Raw genomic sequence first — 16,730 nt, 5'->3', positions numbered from 1 at the left:
GATGCCCGCCATGGGTGCGAGCACGACGGGCGGCGCCACGGCGTGCGGGCCGATGGAGAGCGAGTGGGTCATCAGACGGCTGATGGAGCGGGCCGATCCGGCCGCCGGTGACGACCCGGTGTGGATCGCGCACTTCGACGGGGCGTACCTGGCCGACGAGTTGGCGCACTGTCACCGCGACCTCGGGCAGGCGGAGGCGGCGGCGCGCTGCGCCGAGCAGTCGCTGGCCGGGCACCCCGAGTCCCGGGCCCGCCGGCGCGCGATCGGCTATGTGCTGCTCGCCACGGCCCAGGTGCAGCAGCGCGAGATCGAACAGGCGTGTGCCACCGGGCTGAAGGCGGTGGAGCTGCTGGAGACGCTGCGTTCCAACCGGGGCGCGGAGTACCTGGAGGACCTCCAGCAGCGCCTGGAGCCCTTCCGGGACGAGTCGGTGGTCAGGGAGTTCGGGGCCCGCCTCGACCTCCAGCAGGCCGCGTGAACATCGGCCCCGCGGGCGCGTGAACGTGTGGCGAACGACACGCCCGCGTGCGGCGCGCCCCATTTACAGCGCCGCGCGGGGCGGTTGTGTTACTGCCGTCACAGGGAAGGAGGTCGTGGCCTGAGCTGCGTGGCACCCGGCTCGGGGGACCCGGTAGCGTGAGCCGACGATTCACAAGGTCCCCCATTAGTAGGAGTCCCGGTGACGCAGAGTGGACAGGGCGAGGAACCCTCGGCCCAGCCCGCACGCGAAGGCATCGTGCTGCCCTCCGACGGAGGCGAGCCCGTACTTCCGGGCATGAGCGCCGAGCCCGCACCCGCGGCACCGGCCGGTGGGCAGTCCTGGGGCGGGTCCTGGGGCCCGGAGCAGCAGGCGCCCCGGCCGGGCCAGGGCTGGTCCCCGGGCGCCCAGCAGTGGGACGCCTCCGGCGCACCGGAGCCGGGGCCCTCGTCCGCCGCCGGTCCCGGCCCGCTGCCCCCGGAGAACGCCCCGGCCCCCTCGTACGGCGGTCCGGAACCCTCCTACGGCGACCGGGCGGCCGCCTACGGCGCCGGTGGCCACCAGCCGCGGCACGGCGGCCAGGGCGGCGCGTACGGCGAGAGCCCGCAGCCGGGGTACGGCGCGCCGGACCCGTACCAGCAGCACCAGCAGCAGTACCCGGGGTCGCCCGCCGGCGCCGCGCCGCTGCCGCCGGCCGTACCGGACGGCTACCCCGCCGGAAACGCCCCGCTGCCCCCGGCGGCCGAGGGCGCGACCCAGTACCTGCCGCCGGTCCCGGGCGCTCCCGCCGGTGCGGCCGAGGGCGCGACGCAGTACATCCCGCCGGTGCCCGCCGCCCCCGCCGGCGCGGGCGCCACGCAGTACATCCCGCCGGTGGCGGCGGGCGGCCCGCCGCCCGGGTCGGCCGGTGAGGAGACCCGGTACCTGGGCCTCACGCCCCCGCAGGGGGCGCCCGCGGCGTCCGACGCGGAGGCCACCCAGTACATACCGCCGTACGCGGCGCAGGACCAGGGCGGGGACCGGCAGCCCCCGGCCGAGTTCGACAACCTCTTCCGCAACGGCCCGGCCGGCGGTGACGGCCCGGCCGGGTCCACACAGCAGCTCCCGCGCGTCCAGCAGCCGGACGCCTACAAGCCGTCGTACGCCCCGGCGCAGCCGTCGTTCGGCCCGTCGCACGACGACGAGCCGCCGCACCGGTCGCGGGTGCCCCTGATCGCCGCCATCGGCATCGGCATCGTGGTGATCGGCGTGGGCGCCGGCGCGATGCTCAGCGGCGGGGGCGGCAAGGACCAGGCCGGCGACGGCAAGACGGTCGCCGCCACGTCCGCCGCGTCCCAGGACTCCGGCTCGGGCGCCGACCCCGCCAAGCAGCAGGCGGTGGCGCTGGACAAGCTGCTCGCCGACAGCGGCAGCAGCCGCGCCACGGTGATCAACGCGGTGGCCGACGTCAAGCAGTGCGGCAACCTCGACCAGTCCGCCGCCAGCCTGCGGGACGCGGCCGGGCAGCGCACCCAGCTGGTCACCCGGCTCGGCCAGCTGTCCGTGGACAAGCTGCCGGACAACGGCGCGCTGACGGACGCCCTGACCAAGGCCTGGCAGGCGTCCGCAGCGGCCGACAACCACTACGCGGCCTGGGCCGACCAGGCCAAGGGCGGCCACAAGGGCTGCCGCAAGGGGCACGCCCGCATCACCGGCGAGACCCAGGCCGGCAACCGGGAGAGCGGCAACGCCAGCGCGCAGAAGGTGAAGGCGGCCGCGCTGTGGAACGCGATCGCGCAGAAGTACGGCCTGACCCAGCGCCAGCCCACCCAGCTGTGAGCGAGGGGGGCGCGGGCGTGCGGCTCACTGCACGTCCGCGCCCTTCAGCGTCTGGGTCATGTCCGCGATGCCGTTGATGCCGCCGATGCCCCTGCGGGCCGCGACCAGCTGCCCGTTCTGGACCACCTGGAGGGTGACGTCGGCGTTGACCATCCGCGGGAAGCCGACCGCGGCCAGCTTGCCCTCGTAGGGCCAGGACAGGGTCGGGGTGAGACCGCCGGTGGAGACCTGCAGGCCGTCGTCGAGGGTGTGGCGCACGGTGTCGGAGCTGACCTCGCCGTCGCCGATCCTGTCCAGGACGGCCTTCAGCACGGTGTAGGCGATCCAGGTGGTCTGCACTCCGGCGTCGGCGGGGTCGATGTCGTTGTCGCCGAAGGCCTCCTCGTTGATGACCTTCTTCATCCGGTCCCACCGCGCGTCGGAGGCCGGCGGGTACCAGCCGGTGATGTACGCCCCCTCGTACGGCCCGGACGCCCCGCCCGTCGCGTTGATCACCGTCTGGTCGACGCTGCCGAGGACGGTCGCCAGCCGCACCGACGGGTAGCTCTCGCGGGCGCGCCGGAAGGAGTCCATGAAGATGTCGGTGCGGTCCCCGAGCGCGGGCACCACGCAGCCCTTGCGGGCCAGGCCCGCGGTCGCGGACCGCAGCGCCTGCTCGGACTGGGCGCCGTACTCGGTGAGGTCCTCGGCGGCGAGCTGGTCGCCCGCGTCCGGGTGCTTGCCCGCCTTCAGCCCCGAGTCGAGCATCGTCGGCAGCTCGTCGCCCGCGATGCTGTCGGGGCGGACCAGCGAGACGGGCCCGCAGACGGCCGAGAGGGCCTTGCCGAGGCCGGCCAGCAGGGCGGGCTGGCCGCCGTTGACCGGGTACGACATCGAGCCGGTGAACTCGTCGTTGGTGACGCCGTAGCCGCCTATGTAGGGGATGCCGGCGCCTTCCAGCGGGGCGAGGTAGGAGTCGCCGAACTGGCTGTAGGAGCCGACGACGGCCACCACGCCCTCGTCGGCCGCGTACCGGGCGCACTTCGCGGCGCCCACGCTGTCGTTGTGGTCGTTGCAGGTCAGGACGTCGAGCTTGCGGCCGGCGATACCGCCGTGGGCGTTGATCCACTTGGCGTAGGCGCGGGCCATGGCGGGCATGCCGGGCTTGTTGGTGGCGTCGGTGCCCTGCGGCGCCCAGGTCATGACCTTGATCGGGTCATCCCCGGAGCCCCCCGTGGCACCGGGGATGACCCCGCATCCGGCGGTGAGCGACGCGCAGAGGGCCATCGCCCCCAGGGACAGGGCTGCGGCTCTGCCGGGGCGGAAGGAGGAGTGGGGGAAAGTGCGCGTGCGTCGCCTGCCGGTCATGGACACGCACGATTCCCTCACACCGCGAACCGAGGAGTGACCCTCGGTCAACGAAAAGTGACACTGAGGTGAATTACGGGGGCCGGTGGGACGGGTGGGACGAAGAACGTACGATCGATGACCGTGCAAGGTTCGGAGAACTCTTCCCGTCGCGGCCGTCGCTCCTCCACCATGGGCGGCATGCCCCTCAACGACATGCCGTGGTGGCGCTGGCGCGCCAATGTGCGCTCGGCGCTGCACATGCTCTCCGACCCCGGGTTCCAGCGGGACGTCTGGCTGGCCGGCGTGGACGGCTACGGCGACGTCACCGACGCCGTGTACCGGCTGGTGGAGGACACCTGGCTGGACAGCTGGTCCGCGGAGAAGTACGTCGGCACGATATTCCGGGACTCGCAGGAGGCGGCGCTCGTCGACACCGCCGTGCTGCGGGTGCTGCGGATCATGCACCAGGTCGGCCCGGACGCGCCGGTCACGGCCTACCTCGAACACGAGGGCTGGCCGGAGGCCGTGCGGGCGGCCCGGGACGCGCACGTCCGGATGGCGGCGAGCGACGGGGAGGACCCCCAGACGCCGCCGAAGAGCCTGGAAGTGCTGCGGATCCTCACCAGGTCCGCGTAGCGGACGAGAGCGCCCCGCGGCGGGTCCGTATGGGACCCTGTAGTGCATGAACGAGCAGCCCGCGCCCGCCGCCCCGGCCGACCAGTACGTCCTGACCCTGTCCTGCCCGGACAAGAAGGGCATCGTGCACGCCGTGTCCAGCTATCTGTTCATGACCGGCTGCAACATCGAGGACAGCCAGCAGTTCGGCGACCACGACACGGGTCTGTTCTTCATGCGGGTCCACTTCTCGGCGGACGCGCCGGTGACCGTGGACAAGCTGCGCGCGAGCTTCGCCGCGATCGGCGACTCCTTCCACATGGCCTGGCAGATCCACCGGGCCGACGCGAGGATGCGCATCCTGCTGATGGTCAGCAAGTTCGGGCACTGCCTGAACGACCTGCTGTTCCGGGCCCGGATCGGCGCGCTGCCGGTGGACATCGTGGGCGTCGTCTCCAACCACACCGACTTCGAAGAGCTGGTGGGCTCGTACAACATCCCCTTCCACCACATTCCGGTCACGAAGGACGCCAAGTCGGAGTCCGAGACGAGGCTGCTGGACATCGTCCGCGAGGAGCGGGTCGAACTGGTCGTCCTCGCCCGCTACATGCAGGTGATCTCGGACGACGTGTGCAAGCAGCTCAGCGGCCGGATCATCAACATCCACCACTCCTTCCTGCCGAGCTTCAAGGGCGCCAAGCCGTACCACCAGGCGCACGCCCGCGGCGTCAAGCTGATCGGCGCCACGGCGCACTACGTGACGGCCGACCTCGACGAGGGCCCGATCATCGAGCAGGAGGTCGAGCGCGTCGGCCACGACGTGACCCCGGACCAGCTGGTGGCCATCGGCCGTGACGTGGAGTGCCAGGCGCTGGCGCGGGCGGTGAAGTGGCACGCGGAGCGCCGGATCCTGCTGAACGGGCGCCGGACGGTGGTCTTCGCCTGACCGGCCGGCCCCCGGCCCGCCCCGGCGCCCGCTCCGGGGCCGCCGCTCACTCGGGGACGGTGAAGTAGCGGGCGAACGCGGGGACGATCTCCTGTTCGCCGACCGTGCCCCCGCCCGCGGTGTCCAGCGCGGCGGCGGTCGCCCGGGCGATCTCCTCCGGCACATGGAGCACCCGCAGCACACGCGCGGTGTCCGCGACCGTGGCCCGGCCGTCCCCGTCGGTGTCGGCCACGGCCAGGGCCGCGTGCAGGAAGGGGCGGGCGATCTCGGCGAAGCGGCCGGGGTTGTCGCGCAGGCGCTTGACCGCGCCGGTGACGAACTCCTCGCGGGTGATGCGCTGGTCGCCGTCGCGGTCCGCGATCCCCGCCATGCCCTGCCAGAACGCCTCCGCGCCGGCGTACAGCGCCTGCCCCTCGGCGGAGCGGGCGGGCACGCTGAACTCGGCGAGCAGCGCCTTGGCCGCCGCGCTGAAGTCCTCGCGGTCGATGTAGCCGTTGCCGTCCTGGTCGAAGGTGGCGAAACGGGCGGCGATCCTGCGCTCGTACTCGGTGCTGACCATGTCTGTTCGGGCCGCCTTACCTGTGCGTGGGGTTGACCTGGCACGGAGCGTACGACGCGGGTGGCCGCCCGGCGGCGGGAAACCGTCGGTTGTGCCAAGACCGGGGGAATTCCGCGACAACCGTGTGGTCTTGTCGCGAGTCGCCGGCGGGGTCAGGCGGACAGCGGGTCCGCCTCGTCGGTCGTGGCCGCGTCGAGGTCGGGGCGTACGTCGAAGAGGCGGCGCACCCCGAGCGCGCCGAGGACCCGGTTGACGTGCGAGCCGTCCTCGGCGCCCTGGTCGGGCAGGATCAGCCGCAGCCGGCCCTGGCAGGAGCGGATCAGCCGGCGGGCGGCGACGAGCACGCCGACCCCGCTGGAGTCGCAGAAGAACACGTCGGACAGGTCCACGACCAGGCTGTGGTGGCCCTCGGCCACGACGTCGTGCACGCGTTGGCGCAGCACCGGTGAGGTCATGAGGTCCAGTTCCCCGGACACCCGGAGCACGGCCCACTCGCCCTGCTCGACGCCGGTCACGTTGAATGCCACGGCCTAGCCCCTCCGCTCGCCGGATCTCGCGGAACCGCCCGGAAACGGAAGCCGTTCCTACGTTTCATTCCGCGCGGCTGCCCAGCGGCGTTTCCCCGAAACGTCGCGTGGCAAACCGCACGTGATCGACAAGGGGCTTATTTCGGTCACTATCGATCGCGTTCGATCGGAGATGTACGCCATTTGTGTGGAGTTTGCGTGAAGAGGGCACTATCACCTGCGGCGCTTCGGGGGGCGCACATTGACACAAAGGGGCGTGCGCTGTCAGTCGTGCCGACTACATTCGAGATGTCGGTGCGGACAGGCTGGAGGGCCGCAGGAGAGGCGAGGGGAGGGGACCGCATGGCGAAGAAGGACCTACCACCGCGCTGGGACCGCAAGATGCAGCAGCGGCTCGCCCGCGGTGAGGCGGCCGCCCTGGGCGAGTTGTACGACCGGTACGCCTCCCTGGTGCACAGCCTGGCCCACCGCGTCCTCGGCGACGAGAAGGCCGCGGACGCCGTCACCCGCGAGGTCTTCGCGCACCTCTGGGAGCACCCCGAGACCTACGACCTCAAGCAGGGCCCGCTGCGCTCCTGGATCGCCGCCGTGACCCACCGGCTCGCCGTGCAGCGGCTGCGCGACCGGGAGGAGCTGGAGCGGCGCGAAGAGCCGGAGCGGCGCGAGGAGCCGGAGGGCGGGGAGCCGGAGCGCGAGGAGCTGGAGTCCATGGTCCGCCGCGCCTCGGTCGCCGCCCGCGCCGACTACATCGTCCACTCCATGCCCGCCCCGCTGCGCGCCGCCCTCGAACTGGCCTACTTCCAGCGCCGCGACTACCGCCAGACCGCCCTCGACCTCGGCGTCACCGAGGACGAGGCCCGCCGCCGGCTCCGCCTCGGCCTGCAACTGCTCTCCACCGCCCACGACACCGGGGCCCCTCCGGGATACGGCGGTGCGGTGTGAGCGGGACGGAGCGGCGCGGGCCGCACGAGGAGCACGAGGGCCACGACGGCCGCGACCCGAACGGCCCGTACGGGGAGGGCCCGGACGAGGGGCACCCGCAGGGGCACGACGGCGCCGGCGCCGTGGGACCGGACGCGGACGCCCCCGCGGCGGGCGGTGGCGCGGGCGGCGCGGCGCGGCCGCCCGGCGGGCCGGAACCGGACCGGCCGCCGCGGATACCGATGCCCCGCGCCTCCGTCGAGGACAGCGGGCTCCCGCTGCCCGATCCCACCGGCCAGGGAGACCCCGCACCCGTGCCGCTCGACCTCTCGCACGATGTCCTGAAGTCGCTCCTCGGCGCCTGGGCGCTGGCCGCCTGCTCGGCGGCGGAGACGGAGGCGGTGGAGTACCACCTCGGCTTCTGCGGAAGCTGCGCCGACGAGGCCCGCCGGCTGCGCGAGGCGGTCGGCCTGCTGCACCAGCCGGAGAGCCTCGACCTCGACCCCGCGCTGCGCACCCGGGTCCTGGAGAGCTGTCTGGACCGCCGGCCGCCGCGCATCCCGGTGCCCGGGTGGGCGGCGCCGTACGACGCCGAGACCGCCCGGCTGGACGCGCTGCTGCAGGACTTCGGGGACGCGGAGTGGCATGCCCCGGTGCGGTTGCGGTGGTTCGAGGGTGACGAGGCGACGAGCCGGCGTACCACCGTCGCCGGGGTGATCGCGCATCTGCTGTGCGTGGACGGGCTGGTCGCGGTGGCGCTCGGCCTGGAGGACCCGCTGACGGAGGCCGGCGGCACGGCGGAGCGGGAGGCGGCGGGACCGGCCGCGCGCACGGAGGCGTTCTGGCGGGCCGCCCACTTCCCGCCGAACCGCTCGGTGCGGGCGCCCTGGCGGGAGCAGAGCCACAGCCTGGTACGGACCGTGTCCTTCACGGGCGGCCACGCGGGCGGACTGGCCGTGCCCTACGGCGACTTCGAACTGCCGCTGCGCGACGCGATGCTGGACCGCGCCTTCGAGTGCTGGGTGCACGCCGATGACATCGCGGACGCGGTGGACTATCCGTACCGGCCGCCGGCGCCGCGCCATCTGAGCGGGATGATCGACCTCGCCGCCCGGATGCTGCCGGTCGCGCTCGCCGAGCGGCGGCGGGCCGGGCTGTCCGCGCCGGGCAGCCGGACCCCGCACCTGGTGCCCGCGGGCGCGCCCGGCCGCAGCCTGCGGCTGGAGATCGAGGGCGCCGCGGGCGGCGAGTGGCTGATCCCGCTCGACTCGCCGGCCGCGTTGGGCTCCGCCGACCACGAGGTGGCCCATGTCGCGCTGGACGGCGTGGAGTTCTGCCGTCTGGCCGCGGGCCACATCTCCCCGGAGGAGGCCGCGGCGGGCCAGGTGGGCGACCGGCAGGCGATCAGAGACGTCCTGTTCGCCGCGGCGGGACTGAGCCGCATGTGATCCCGGCCGGGCGGCCCGGGGTCCCTACGGCGTCGCGAAGCGCTCCCGCAGCCGGTACTTGAGCACCTTGCGCAGGGTGTCGTTGCGCGGGAGCGCGGCCACCACCTCCAGCCGTTCCGGGAGCTTGTGCACGGACAGCCCCTCGTCACGCAGGTGGGAGACGACCTCGGCGAGCGTCAGCGCGGGGGCGCCGGGGGGCTGTTCCACCACCGCGCACACCAGTTCCCCGCGTTCCTCGTCCGGCAGGCCGATCACCGCCACGTCGCCCACCGCGGGGTGCCGGTGCAGCAGGTCCTCGATCTCCTTCGCCGAGATGTTCTCGCCCTTGCGGATGATCACGTCCTTCAGGCGGCCGGTGAGGACCAGATGGCCGGAGTCCGTCACCCGGCCCAGGTCGCCGGTGCGCAGGAAGCCCTCGGCGTCGAAGGCGGCGGCCGTCTGGGCGGGGTCCAGATAGCCCCGGCAGACGGCCTCGCCGCGCAGGCGTATCTCGCCGTCGACGACGCGGACCTCCATGCCCGCGGGCGGCCGGCCCTCGGTGGTCGCCAGGTTCTCGGGGGAGTCCCCGGGGTCGCCCATGGTGATCATCGGGACCTCGGTCATGCCGTAGCCGTGGGTGAGCCGGACCCCCATCTCCCGGACGACGGCGTGGTAGAGCTCCGGTGGCTTGGGGGCGCCGCCGCCCGCGAGGAGGCGCAGGGAGGGGATGATCCTCGTGCCCGGACGCCTGCGCTGCTCGGCCAGGAACATCGAGTAGAACGCCGTCGAGCCGCCGGCCACCGTCACGCCGTGCCGCCGGTACTCGCCCAGCGCCTCCGGCAGCGCGAAGTGCTCGAACATCACCGCCGGGAAGCCGTACAGCAGGAGCATCACCGTGTAGTCCGGGCCGGCTATGTGGGCGTAGGGGAAGGCCATCGAGCCCACGTCGTCCGGCGTCAGGCGCAGCGCGTGGGCCAGGCAGGAGCCGCCCGCGATCAGCGAACGGTCGGTGTGCAGCACGCCCTTGGGGTCGGAGGTGGTGCCCGAGGTCCAGTAGATCCAGCGGACCGGGGTGCCCTCGGCGGGCGGGGCGGGGAGCACGGAGGGGTCGCCGTCGGGCAGGTCGTCGTACGCCTCGAAGACGCCCTTCGCGCCGAGGCGCCGGGCCATCTCCGTGTGGTCGAACCCGCGCCAGACCCCCGGTACGGCGAAGAACTCCGCCTTGGCCTCCCACAGCGCGAAGCCGACCTCCCGGTCCCGGTAGTAGGGGATGACCGGGGACTGCACGGCGCCGAGGCGGGCCAGGGCGAAGGACAGCAGGGCCGTCTCGATGCGGGTGGGCAACTGCCAGGCGACCACCGTGCCGGGGCGCACGCCCATGCCGTACAGGCCGGCCGCCACCCGTTCGGCGCGCGTGCGCAGCTCGCCGAAGGTGAGGACCCGGTCCTCCTGGAGCAGGACCGGGCGGTCGGGGGTGAGGGCGGCGCGGCGGGCGGCCAGGTCCCACAGCGTGCGGGCGGAACTCAGGGAGTGCGGGGTCTCGTTCACGGGTGCCCCCTGCTTGGCTGACGACTCGTCAGGTGTCATGCTATCTGACGGACCATCAGATAAGTACCGTCCGGCGGAGGGGACCCATGGCCACCGAACTGCCCCGCATCGTCAGCGTCGACGATCACGTGATCGAGCCCGCCCACCTCTTCGAGACCTGGCTGCCGGCGAAGTACCGGGAGCGCGGCCCGCAGCCGCTGACCGCCGGGATCGGGGAACTGGCCTATGTCGGCGGGAAGTACCAGATCACCATGGACCCGCAGGGTCAGCCGACGGACTGGTGGATCTACGAGGACCTGAAGTTCCCGTACAAGCGGAACATCGCCGCCGTCGGGTTCGACCGGGACGAGATGACCCTGGAGGGGATCACCCGGGAGCAGATGCGGCGCGGCTGCTGGGACCCGAAGGCGCGGCTGGCGGACATGGACCTCAACCACGTCGAGGCGAGCCTCTGCTTCCCGACCTTCCCCCGCTTCTGCGGCCAGACCTTCGCCGAGGCGCACGACAAGGAGGTCGCCCTCGCCTGTGTGCGCGCCTACAACGACTGGATGGTGGAGGAGTGGTGCGGGGACAGCGGCGGCCGGCTCGTCCCGCTCTGCCTGATCCCGCTGTGGGACGTCGGGCTGGCCGTCGCGGAGATCCGGCGCAACGCCGCGCGCGGGGTGCGGGCCGTGACCTTCTCGGAGATCCCCACCCACCTCGGGCTGCCCTCCATCCACTCCGGTCACTGGGACCCGTTCTTCGCCGTCTGCCAGGAGACCGGGACGGTCGTCAACATGCACATCGGCAGCAGCTCGCAGATGCCCGCCGCCTCACCGGACGCCCCGCCCGCCGTCCAGGCGTCGCTCAGCTTCAACAACGCCATGGCCTCGATGATGGACTACCTCTTCAGCGGGGTCCTGGTGCGCTTCCCGCGGCTCACACTGGCCTACTCGGAGGGCCAGATGGGGTGGATCCCGTACGCCCTGGAGCGCGCCGACGACGTGTGGGAGGAGCACCGGGCCTGGGGCGGGGTCAGGGACCTGGTCCCCGAGCCGCCGTCCACGTACTACTACCGGCAGATCTTCTGCTGCTTCTTCCGGGACAGGCACGGGGTCGCCTCGCTCGACGCCGTCGGCCGCGACAACGCCACCTTCGAGACCGACTACCCGCACGTCGACTCGACCTTCCCGCACACCAAGGAGGTCGCCCTCGACCATGTGAAGGGCCTCGACGACGAGACCGTCCACAAGCTCATGCGGGGCAACGCCATCCGCATGCTCGGCCTCGACCTGGACCGCTAGTGGACCTCTCCTGCACGCCCGAGGAGGAGGAGTTCCGCGCCGGCCTGCGCGAGTGGCTCGGCAAGGTGCTGCCCACCCTGCCGGACAGGCCCTCCCCCGGCGACTGGCCCGGCCGCCGCGCCCACGACCTCGGCTGGCAGCGGATGCTGTACGACGCCGGGTACGCCGACGTCCACTGGGACGCCTCCCCGACCCTGCGGATGATCTTTTTGGAGGAGACCGAGAAGGCGGGCGCGCCCTATGTGGGGGCCAACTTCGTCGGGCTGCTGCACGCCGGGCCCACCATCGCCGCGGAGGGCACCGACGGGCAGCGGGCGCGCTGGCTGCCGCCGATCCTGCGCGGGGAGGAGGTGTGGTGCCAGGGCTTCAGCGAACCGGACGCGGGCTCCGACCTCGCCGCGCTGCGCACCCGCGCGCACCGGGACGGCGACGCCTACGTGGTCAGCGGTTCCAAGATCTGGACCTCGCACGCCGAGGTCGCCGACTGGTGCGAGCTGCTGGTGCGGACCGACCCGGACGCGCCCCGGCACCGTGGCATCACCTGGCTCGCCCTGCCCATGGACGCCGACGGCGTCACCGTACGGCCGCTGCGCACGCTCGCCGGGTCCACGGAGTTCGCCGAGGTGTTCCTCGACGAGGTGCGGGTGCCGGTGGCCAACCGGGTCGGCGCCGAGAACGACGGCTGGCGCGTCACCATGGTGACGCTCTCCTTCGAGCGCGGTACCGCCTTCGTCGGGGAGGTCGTCGCCTGCCGCCGCGTCCTGTCCGCCCTGGCCCGCACCGCGCGGGAGAACGGGCGCTGGGACGACTCCGCGCTGCGCCGGCGGCTCGGGCGGCTCGACGCGGAGTTCCGGGCGCTGTGGCGGCTGACCCAGTGGAACGTCAGCGAGGCCGAGGCGAGCGGCGGGGTTCCGGGGACCGGGGGCTCGGTCTTCAAGCTCCGCTACTCGCACGCCCGGCAGGAGCTGTACGACGCCGCCGCCGAGGTGCTCGGCCCCGACTGCCTCGACCTGGACCGGCCCTGGGTCCTGGACCGGCTGTCCTCGCTGTCGTACACCATCGCCGCCGGCACCTCGCAGATCCAGCGGAACATCGTCGCCGAGCGCGTCCTCGGCCTGCCCCGGGGGAGATGAGCATGCGCTTCCGGCTGACCGAGGAGCAGCGGGCCCTGAAGTCGGGCGTGCGGGAGCTGCTGGAGCGACGGTTCGGGCGGGAGCCGCTGCGGGCGGCCGTGGCCGCGCCGGGCCGGCTCGACCGGCCGCTGTGGTCGGCGCTGGGCGCTGCGGGGTTCTTCGCCCTGCGGCTGCCCGAGGCGGACGGCGGGGTCGGACTGGGGCTGCCCGAGGCGGTGCTGGCCTTCGAGGAGGCGGGGCGGGCCCTGCTGCCGGGACCGCTCGTGGCGACCGAGCTGGCCGCCGGGAGTGTGCCGGGCGCGGCCGGCGGGGAGACGGTCGTGGCCGCCGTGGACGGGGGCCTGGTGGAGTGGCTGGACGCGGCGGACGTCGTGGTCGGGGACGCCTCGGCCGCCGTACCGCTGCGGTCGGTGGACCCGCTGACCCCGCTCCACCGCGTGCCCGGCGCGGGCGCCGCGGATCCCGTGGCCGTGCTCCTCACCGCCGCCGAGCAGCTGGGCACGGCCGTGCGGGTGTGCGAGCTGGCCGTGCAACACGCCCGGGCGCGGGAGCAGTTCGGACGGCCCATCGGGGCCTTCCAGGCGGTCCAGCATCTGTGCGCGGACCTGCTGGTGCGCGCCGAGACCGCGCGGGCCGCCGTCTACGCGGCCGCCGTCACCGCCGACCCGGCCGACATCGCCGCCGCCCGGCTGCTCGCCGACGAGGCCGCGGTACGCGGGGCCCGCGACTGCCTCCAGGTGCACGGCGGCATGGGCTTCACCTGGGAGGCGGACGTCCATCTGCATCTGAAGCGGGCCTGGGTGCGGGCCCGGCGCGGCGGCGGGAGCACCGAGAGTGAGGAAGTCCTCGCCGCCGGTCTGGTGGCCTGACCGCCCGACGTCGGTCCGCGCCGCGCCCCGCACAAAGCCATGGCCCACGATGTCGCGGATCGTGGCGTGCCGCGATCACAGAGCGTCGATACCGGGTTGTGTCCTCGGCGGGACTCGTCACGGCCCGGAGTCGGGCGTGTGCTCCGGTACCTTGTGTGGGATGCGAGTGGCTGCGAGCACGAGCCGTGCCGGCGGTGCCCCTGGGGCGGTGCCGGGCCACGCGGTGCGCGCCGCTGCTCGCGGGGCGGTCAGGCCCCTGGCCTCCGCCTGTTCGACTCCCCGGCACGAGCGTCGCACAGTATGCCTTATGCGTACTCCTTCGCGCTGGAATATGCCCGAAGCGCTTGTTGGGGTGACTGTACGTCAACCATGCTGTCGCGTAAGGGACTCACGTTCCGTGACCCTTGCTCTGGCTGTTGTTCTGGCCATGCAGAAAATGGCTACGATCGTGGCCCTCGTGATCGTCGTCGCGGCTCACGCCGGGGCGTCCGGTCGGCGCGGGGTCATGTGTCCGCCGGTTCGGATGGTGTGAGCGGTGCAGGTGCTTCAAGTGCAGCTGGAGATCCGGCCCGACCCCGCGGAGGTGGGGCGGGCCAGGCGGTGGGCCCGCTCGCGGCTCGGGGGGCTGGGCATAGCGGCCGACGAGCCGTTGGCCGAGACGCTGATCCTGCTCGTCTCCGAGCTGGTGACCAACGCCGTGGTGCACACCGGCCGCCCGGCCGTGCTGCGGCTCTCCCTGCCGGGCCCGCAGGCCGAGGCCGCCCCCTCGGCCACGGTGCGCGTGGAGGTGGCCGACACCAGCTCCCGTGCCCCCGTGCCGCGTTGCGTCGGCGGTGACGCCACCGGCGGCCGGGGCCTGGCCCTCGTGGACTGTCTCGCCGACCGCTGGGGCTGGAGCCCCGAGGGGGCCGGCAAGAGCATCTGGTGCGAACTCGACCGCTGTTCGCAGTCCCGGGAGAGCGCGGCGATGGCGTACGGGGGCGGGGTGTCCGCGTACGGGGACCTCGCCTTCGAGGCGGTGTAGCCGCCCGGCGCCGTGGTGCGCCGGGGGTGCAACCGTGCGCGGGCACCGTGAGCAGGGCGTACGTAACAAATCCCCGTACCGGCGTTGACGACCCGTGACCGGCTGATCACGCTGGTGGGTGCCGATTCGCCGCGAGGGGACGGCGAGGGACCGGACGGGCGACGGGGTCCTCGTCGAGTGTGGGTCGCACCGGATGGCGGCGCGTGCGCGCGGCGGTGGGGGGAGGCGCGCCGCCAACCGGCCCCGCAGAGGGCTCCGTTCGGGCCGTACGGCCGCGTCCTCACAGGATCGCCACCGGGGCCACCGGTGTCCCCGTCGCGCCGACGAACGGCTCGGGCATCGCCGACAGCAGGAACGCGTACCGGCCGGATTCTCCACAGGCTGTGGACAACTCTTCGAGATTCCAGTTCTGGCCCTGGAGCATGCCCATCTCCACCAGATCCAGGGCGTGCACGGGCAGCCACAGATCGTCGATCTCGGGCGGAAACACCTCGAAGGTGAGCGTGTCGTTGGCGACCGCCGCCACATCGCGCGCGTGGAACCACTCCGGGCAGCGCACCGAGAGCCCCGGCGACGGATGGCCGTACCCGTGCTTGTCCCCGGCCAGATACACCCGCACCTGCCCGGTGCGGACCAGCACGATGTCACCGGCCCGGACCCGGACCCCGCCGAACTCCTCCGCCCGCTCCAGGTCCTCCGGTGTGACCGCGTGACCCCCCGCCAGCCGGTCCACGCCCCGCGCACCCGCCACGTCCAGCAGCACGCCGCGCGAGACGACGTGCCGCGCCTTGTCGATGCCGGCGAACTCCGCGCCGCCGTGCGCGGTGACCGAGCGGGACGGACGCCCGTTGTAGAGCCGCCCCGAGTGCGAGACATGGGTCAGCGCGTCCCAGTGCGTGCCCGCCTGGAGCCCCATGGTCACCGTGTCGTCGCTGCACGCGACCGTGCCCGGCCCGAACGGCTCCTGGTTGATCTGGACCATCGTGTGCAGCGGATTGACCCGCCCCGGGATCATCCCGGTCTGCACCCCGTCCTGGGCGAGCGGCAGCGCGAGCGGGACGCGGCGGCCGGTGCGGACCTCGGCGGCGGCGGCGCGCACCACCGCGTCCGTGATCAGGTTCAGCGTGCCGATCTCGTCGTCGGCGCCCCAACGCCCCCAGTTGTTCACGCGCTTGGCGATCTCGTGGAACTCCTTGGGCAGTGCCATCCGGTGCCTCCCCGGGGCTTGTGTCCGCGCATCCGGCGGGCCATAAAATCTAACGGACCGTCAGAAACCGCGGGAAGGGGCCGGGCGTGGGGAACTTCTTGGCAGGAAAGGCCGTCGCCGTGACGGGCGCCGGGCGCGGTATCGGGCGGGCGGTGGCGCTGGCCGCGGCGGCCGAGGGCGCGAAGGTCGTCGTGAACGACTACGGGGTGGCCACGGACGGCACCGCGCCGTCGAGCGAGGTCGCCGACGCCGTCGTCAAGGAGATCGAGGCGGCAGGCGGGGAGGCGGTGGCGGTCGCCGACGACATCTCCACGATGGCCGGCGGACAGCGGGTCGTGGACACGGCCCTGTCCGCCTACGGCCGCCTCGACGGGGTGGTCTGCGTGGCCGGGATCCTGCGCGAACGCATGCTGTTCAACATGACCGAGGAGGAGTGGGACCCCGTCGTCGCCACCCACCTCAAGGGCACGTTCACCGTGTTCCGGGCGGCCTCCGCGGTGATGCGGCGCCAGGGCTCCGGCACGCTCGTCGGCTTCACCAGCGGCAACCACCAGGGCTCGGTGTCCCAGGCCAACTACAGCGCGGCCAAGGGCGGGATCATCTCCCTGGTCCGCAGCGCGGCGCTCGGGCTGCACAAGTACGGGGTGACCGCGAACGCGGTGGCGCCCGTGGCCCGCACCCGGATGTCGGCCGGCGTCCCCATGGAGCTGGCGGAGATCGGGACACCGCAGGACGTGGCCGCGCTGGTGGTCTACCTGCTGTCCGACCGGGCCGCCGCGCAGGGCGTCACCGGGCAGGTCTACACGGTCGCCGGGCCGAAGATCGCGGTGTGGGCACAGCCCCGGGAGCTGAGGGCGATGTACGCCGAGGGCGGGTCCTGGACGCCGGAGCGCGTCGCCGACTCCCTGCCGGGGTCGGTCGGGGTGGATCCGATGCCGATGCTGGCCCAGCTCGCGGCGATGGAGGAGGCGGCGCGGGGCGGGTCCCGGCCGAACGCCTGACAGCAGCCCCGCGCCCCTCGCGGGCGCTCGACCCAAGGCGGTCCG

General features: G+C 73.4%; 15 protein-coding genes and 1 pseudogene. 11 read left to right on the top strand and 5 right to left on the bottom strand.

Annotation, left to right across the window (positions count from 1 at the left end):
• Positions 1-478 (top strand): annotated as a pseudogene (locus tag ACWEN3_RS06080) (transcriptional regulator); the annotation flags it as partial.
• Positions 479-679: 201 nt separating this feature from the next.
• Positions 680-2,296, top strand: a complete 1,617-nt coding sequence (locus ACWEN3_RS06075) for a hypothetical protein (protein WP_452966248.1) — start codon at positions 680-682, stop codon at positions 2,294-2,296.
• Positions 2,297-2,320: 24 nt separating this feature from the next.
• Here ACWEN3_RS06075 and ACWEN3_RS06070 read toward each other — a convergent pair whose 3' ends face one another.
• Positions 2,321-3,643: an ABC transporter substrate-binding protein gene (locus ACWEN3_RS06070; RefSeq protein WP_452966245.1), complete on the bottom strand. Its 1,323-nt coding sequence runs from the start codon at positions 3,641-3,643 to the stop codon at positions 2,321-2,323.
• 117 nt (positions 3,644-3,760) lie between these two features.
• Between ACWEN3_RS06070 and ACWEN3_RS06065 the strand changes: the two genes are divergently transcribed.
• Both ACWEN3_RS06065 and purU read left to right on the top strand, forming a co-directional pair.
• Entirely contained in the window at positions 3,761-4,261 is a 501-nt protein-coding gene (locus tag ACWEN3_RS06065) for an SCO4402 family protein (protein WP_452966243.1), read from the top strand.
• Positions 4,262-4,307: 46 nt separating this feature from the next.
• Positions 4,308-5,186 carry a formyltetrahydrofolate deformylase gene (gene purU, locus ACWEN3_RS06060; protein ID WP_452966240.1) on the top strand — a complete coding sequence of 293 codons (879 nt, stop codon included), beginning with the start codon at positions 4,308-4,310 and terminating at the stop codon, positions 5,184-5,186.
• Positions 5,187-5,232: 46 nt separating this feature from the next.
• Here purU and ACWEN3_RS06055 read toward each other — a convergent pair whose 3' ends face one another.
• Both ACWEN3_RS06055 and ACWEN3_RS06050 read right to left on the bottom strand, forming a co-directional pair.
• Positions 5,233-5,745, bottom strand: a complete 513-nt coding sequence (locus ACWEN3_RS06055; protein WP_452966237.1) for an EF-hand domain-containing protein — start codon at positions 5,743-5,745, stop codon at positions 5,233-5,235.
• A gap of 152 nt (positions 5,746-5,897) precedes the next feature.
• Positions 5,898-6,272 (bottom strand): STAS domain-containing protein, encoded by a 375-nt coding sequence (locus tag ACWEN3_RS06050; protein ID WP_452966235.1) that lies wholly within the window; start codon positions 6,270-6,272, stop codon positions 5,898-5,900.
• A 342-nt stretch (positions 6,273-6,614) separates the two neighbouring features.
• On the opposite strand from ACWEN3_RS06050, the gene ACWEN3_RS06045 reads away from it, so the two are divergent.
• Together ACWEN3_RS06045 and ACWEN3_RS06040 are read left to right on the top strand one after the other, a co-directional pair.
• Entirely contained in the window at positions 6,615-7,214 is a 600-nt protein-coding gene (locus tag ACWEN3_RS06045) for an RNA polymerase sigma factor (RefSeq protein WP_452966233.1), read from the top strand.
• Positions 7,211-8,641 (top strand): maleylpyruvate isomerase N-terminal domain-containing protein, encoded by a 1,431-nt coding sequence (locus ACWEN3_RS06040; protein WP_452966231.1) that lies wholly within the window; start codon positions 7,211-7,213, stop codon positions 8,639-8,641. The genes ACWEN3_RS06045 and ACWEN3_RS06040 overlap by 4 nt, the downstream gene beginning before the upstream one ends.
• Before the next feature lie 24 nt (positions 8,642-8,665).
• Here the strand turns inward: ACWEN3_RS06040 and ACWEN3_RS06035 are convergent, their stop codons facing one another.
• Positions 8,666-10,168, bottom strand: coding sequence for a class I adenylate-forming enzyme family protein (locus ACWEN3_RS06035; protein WP_452966229.1), 1,503 nt, complete (start codon positions 10,166-10,168; stop codon positions 8,666-8,668).
• Positions 10,169-10,254: 86 nt separating this feature from the next.
• On the opposite strand from ACWEN3_RS06035, the gene ACWEN3_RS06030 reads away from it, so the two are divergent.
• The 4 genes from ACWEN3_RS06030 to ACWEN3_RS06015 all read left to right on the top strand — a co-directional run bounded on the left by ACWEN3_RS06030 (position 10,255) and on the right by ACWEN3_RS06015 (position 14,477).
• Positions 10,255-11,451: an amidohydrolase family protein gene (locus ACWEN3_RS06030; RefSeq protein ID WP_452966226.1), complete on the top strand. Its 1,197-nt coding sequence runs from the start codon at positions 10,255-10,257 to the stop codon at positions 11,449-11,451.
• A complete protein-coding gene (locus ACWEN3_RS06025; RefSeq protein ID WP_452966223.1) occupies positions 11,451-12,584 on the top strand; it encodes an acyl-CoA dehydrogenase family protein in 1,134 nt (377 codons plus the stop codon). Before ACWEN3_RS06030 ends, ACWEN3_RS06025 begins: the two co-directional genes overlap by 1 nt.
• Before the next feature lie 2 nt (positions 12,585-12,586).
• Entirely contained in the window at positions 12,587-13,453 is an 867-nt protein-coding gene (locus tag ACWEN3_RS06020; protein WP_452966220.1) for an acyl-CoA dehydrogenase family protein, read from the top strand.
• Positions 13,454-14,003: 550 nt separating this feature from the next.
• Positions 14,004-14,477: an ATP-binding protein gene (locus ACWEN3_RS06015; RefSeq protein WP_452966253.1), complete on the top strand. Its 474-nt coding sequence runs from the start codon at positions 14,004-14,006 to the stop codon at positions 14,475-14,477.
• 280 nt (positions 14,478-14,757) lie between these two features.
• Here the strand turns inward: ACWEN3_RS06015 and ACWEN3_RS06010 are convergent, their stop codons facing one another.
• On the bottom strand, positions 14,758-15,684 hold the full coding sequence (locus ACWEN3_RS06010) for a cyclase family protein (protein WP_452966217.1): 927 nt from the start codon (positions 15,682-15,684) through the stop codon (positions 14,758-14,760).
• A gap of 86 nt (positions 15,685-15,770) precedes the next feature.
• On the opposite strand from ACWEN3_RS06010, the gene ACWEN3_RS06005 reads away from it, so the two are divergent.
• Positions 15,771-16,685 carry an SDR family oxidoreductase gene (locus tag ACWEN3_RS06005; RefSeq protein ID WP_452966214.1) on the top strand — a complete coding sequence of 305 codons (915 nt, stop codon included), beginning with the start codon at positions 15,771-15,773 and terminating at the stop codon, positions 16,683-16,685.
• The last annotated feature ends 45 nt before the right edge of the window (positions 16,686-16,730 follow it).

It is taken from the genome of Streptomyces sp. NPDC004561, assembly GCF_053602155.1.
This window is presented reverse-complemented; position numbering and strand designations above follow the sequence as displayed.

Bases quoted from the DNA above. Each gene is read 5' to 3' on its own strand.
- ACWEN3_RS06065 (WP_452966243.1), top strand. From the start codon at position 3,761: ATGACCGTGCAAGGTTCGGAGAACTCTTCCCGTCGCGGCCGTCGCTCC.
- ACWEN3_RS06030 (WP_452966226.1), top strand. From the start codon at position 10,255: ATGGCCACCGAACTGCCCCGCATCGTCAGCGTCGACGATCACGTGATC.
- ACWEN3_RS06045 (WP_452966233.1), top strand. From the start codon at position 6,615: ATGGCGAAGAAGGACCTACCACCGCGCTGGGACCGCAAGATGCAGCAG.
- ACWEN3_RS06070 (WP_452966245.1), bottom strand. From the start codon at position 3,643: ATGACCGGCAGGCGACGCACGCGCACTTTCCCCCACTCCTCCTTCCGC.
- ACWEN3_RS06020 (WP_452966220.1), top strand. From the start codon at position 12,587: ATGCGCTTCCGGCTGACCGAGGAGCAGCGGGCCCTGAAGTCGGGCGTG.
- ACWEN3_RS06055 (WP_452966237.1), bottom strand. From the start codon at position 5,745: ATGGTCAGCACCGAGTACGAGCGCAGGATCGCCGCCCGTTTCGCCACC.
- purU (WP_452966240.1), top strand. From the start codon at position 4,308: ATGAACGAGCAGCCCGCGCCCGCCGCCCCGGCCGACCAGTACGTCCTG.
- ACWEN3_RS06010 (WP_452966217.1), bottom strand. From the start codon at position 15,684: ATGGCACTGCCCAAGGAGTTCCACGAGATCGCCAAGCGCGTGAACAAC.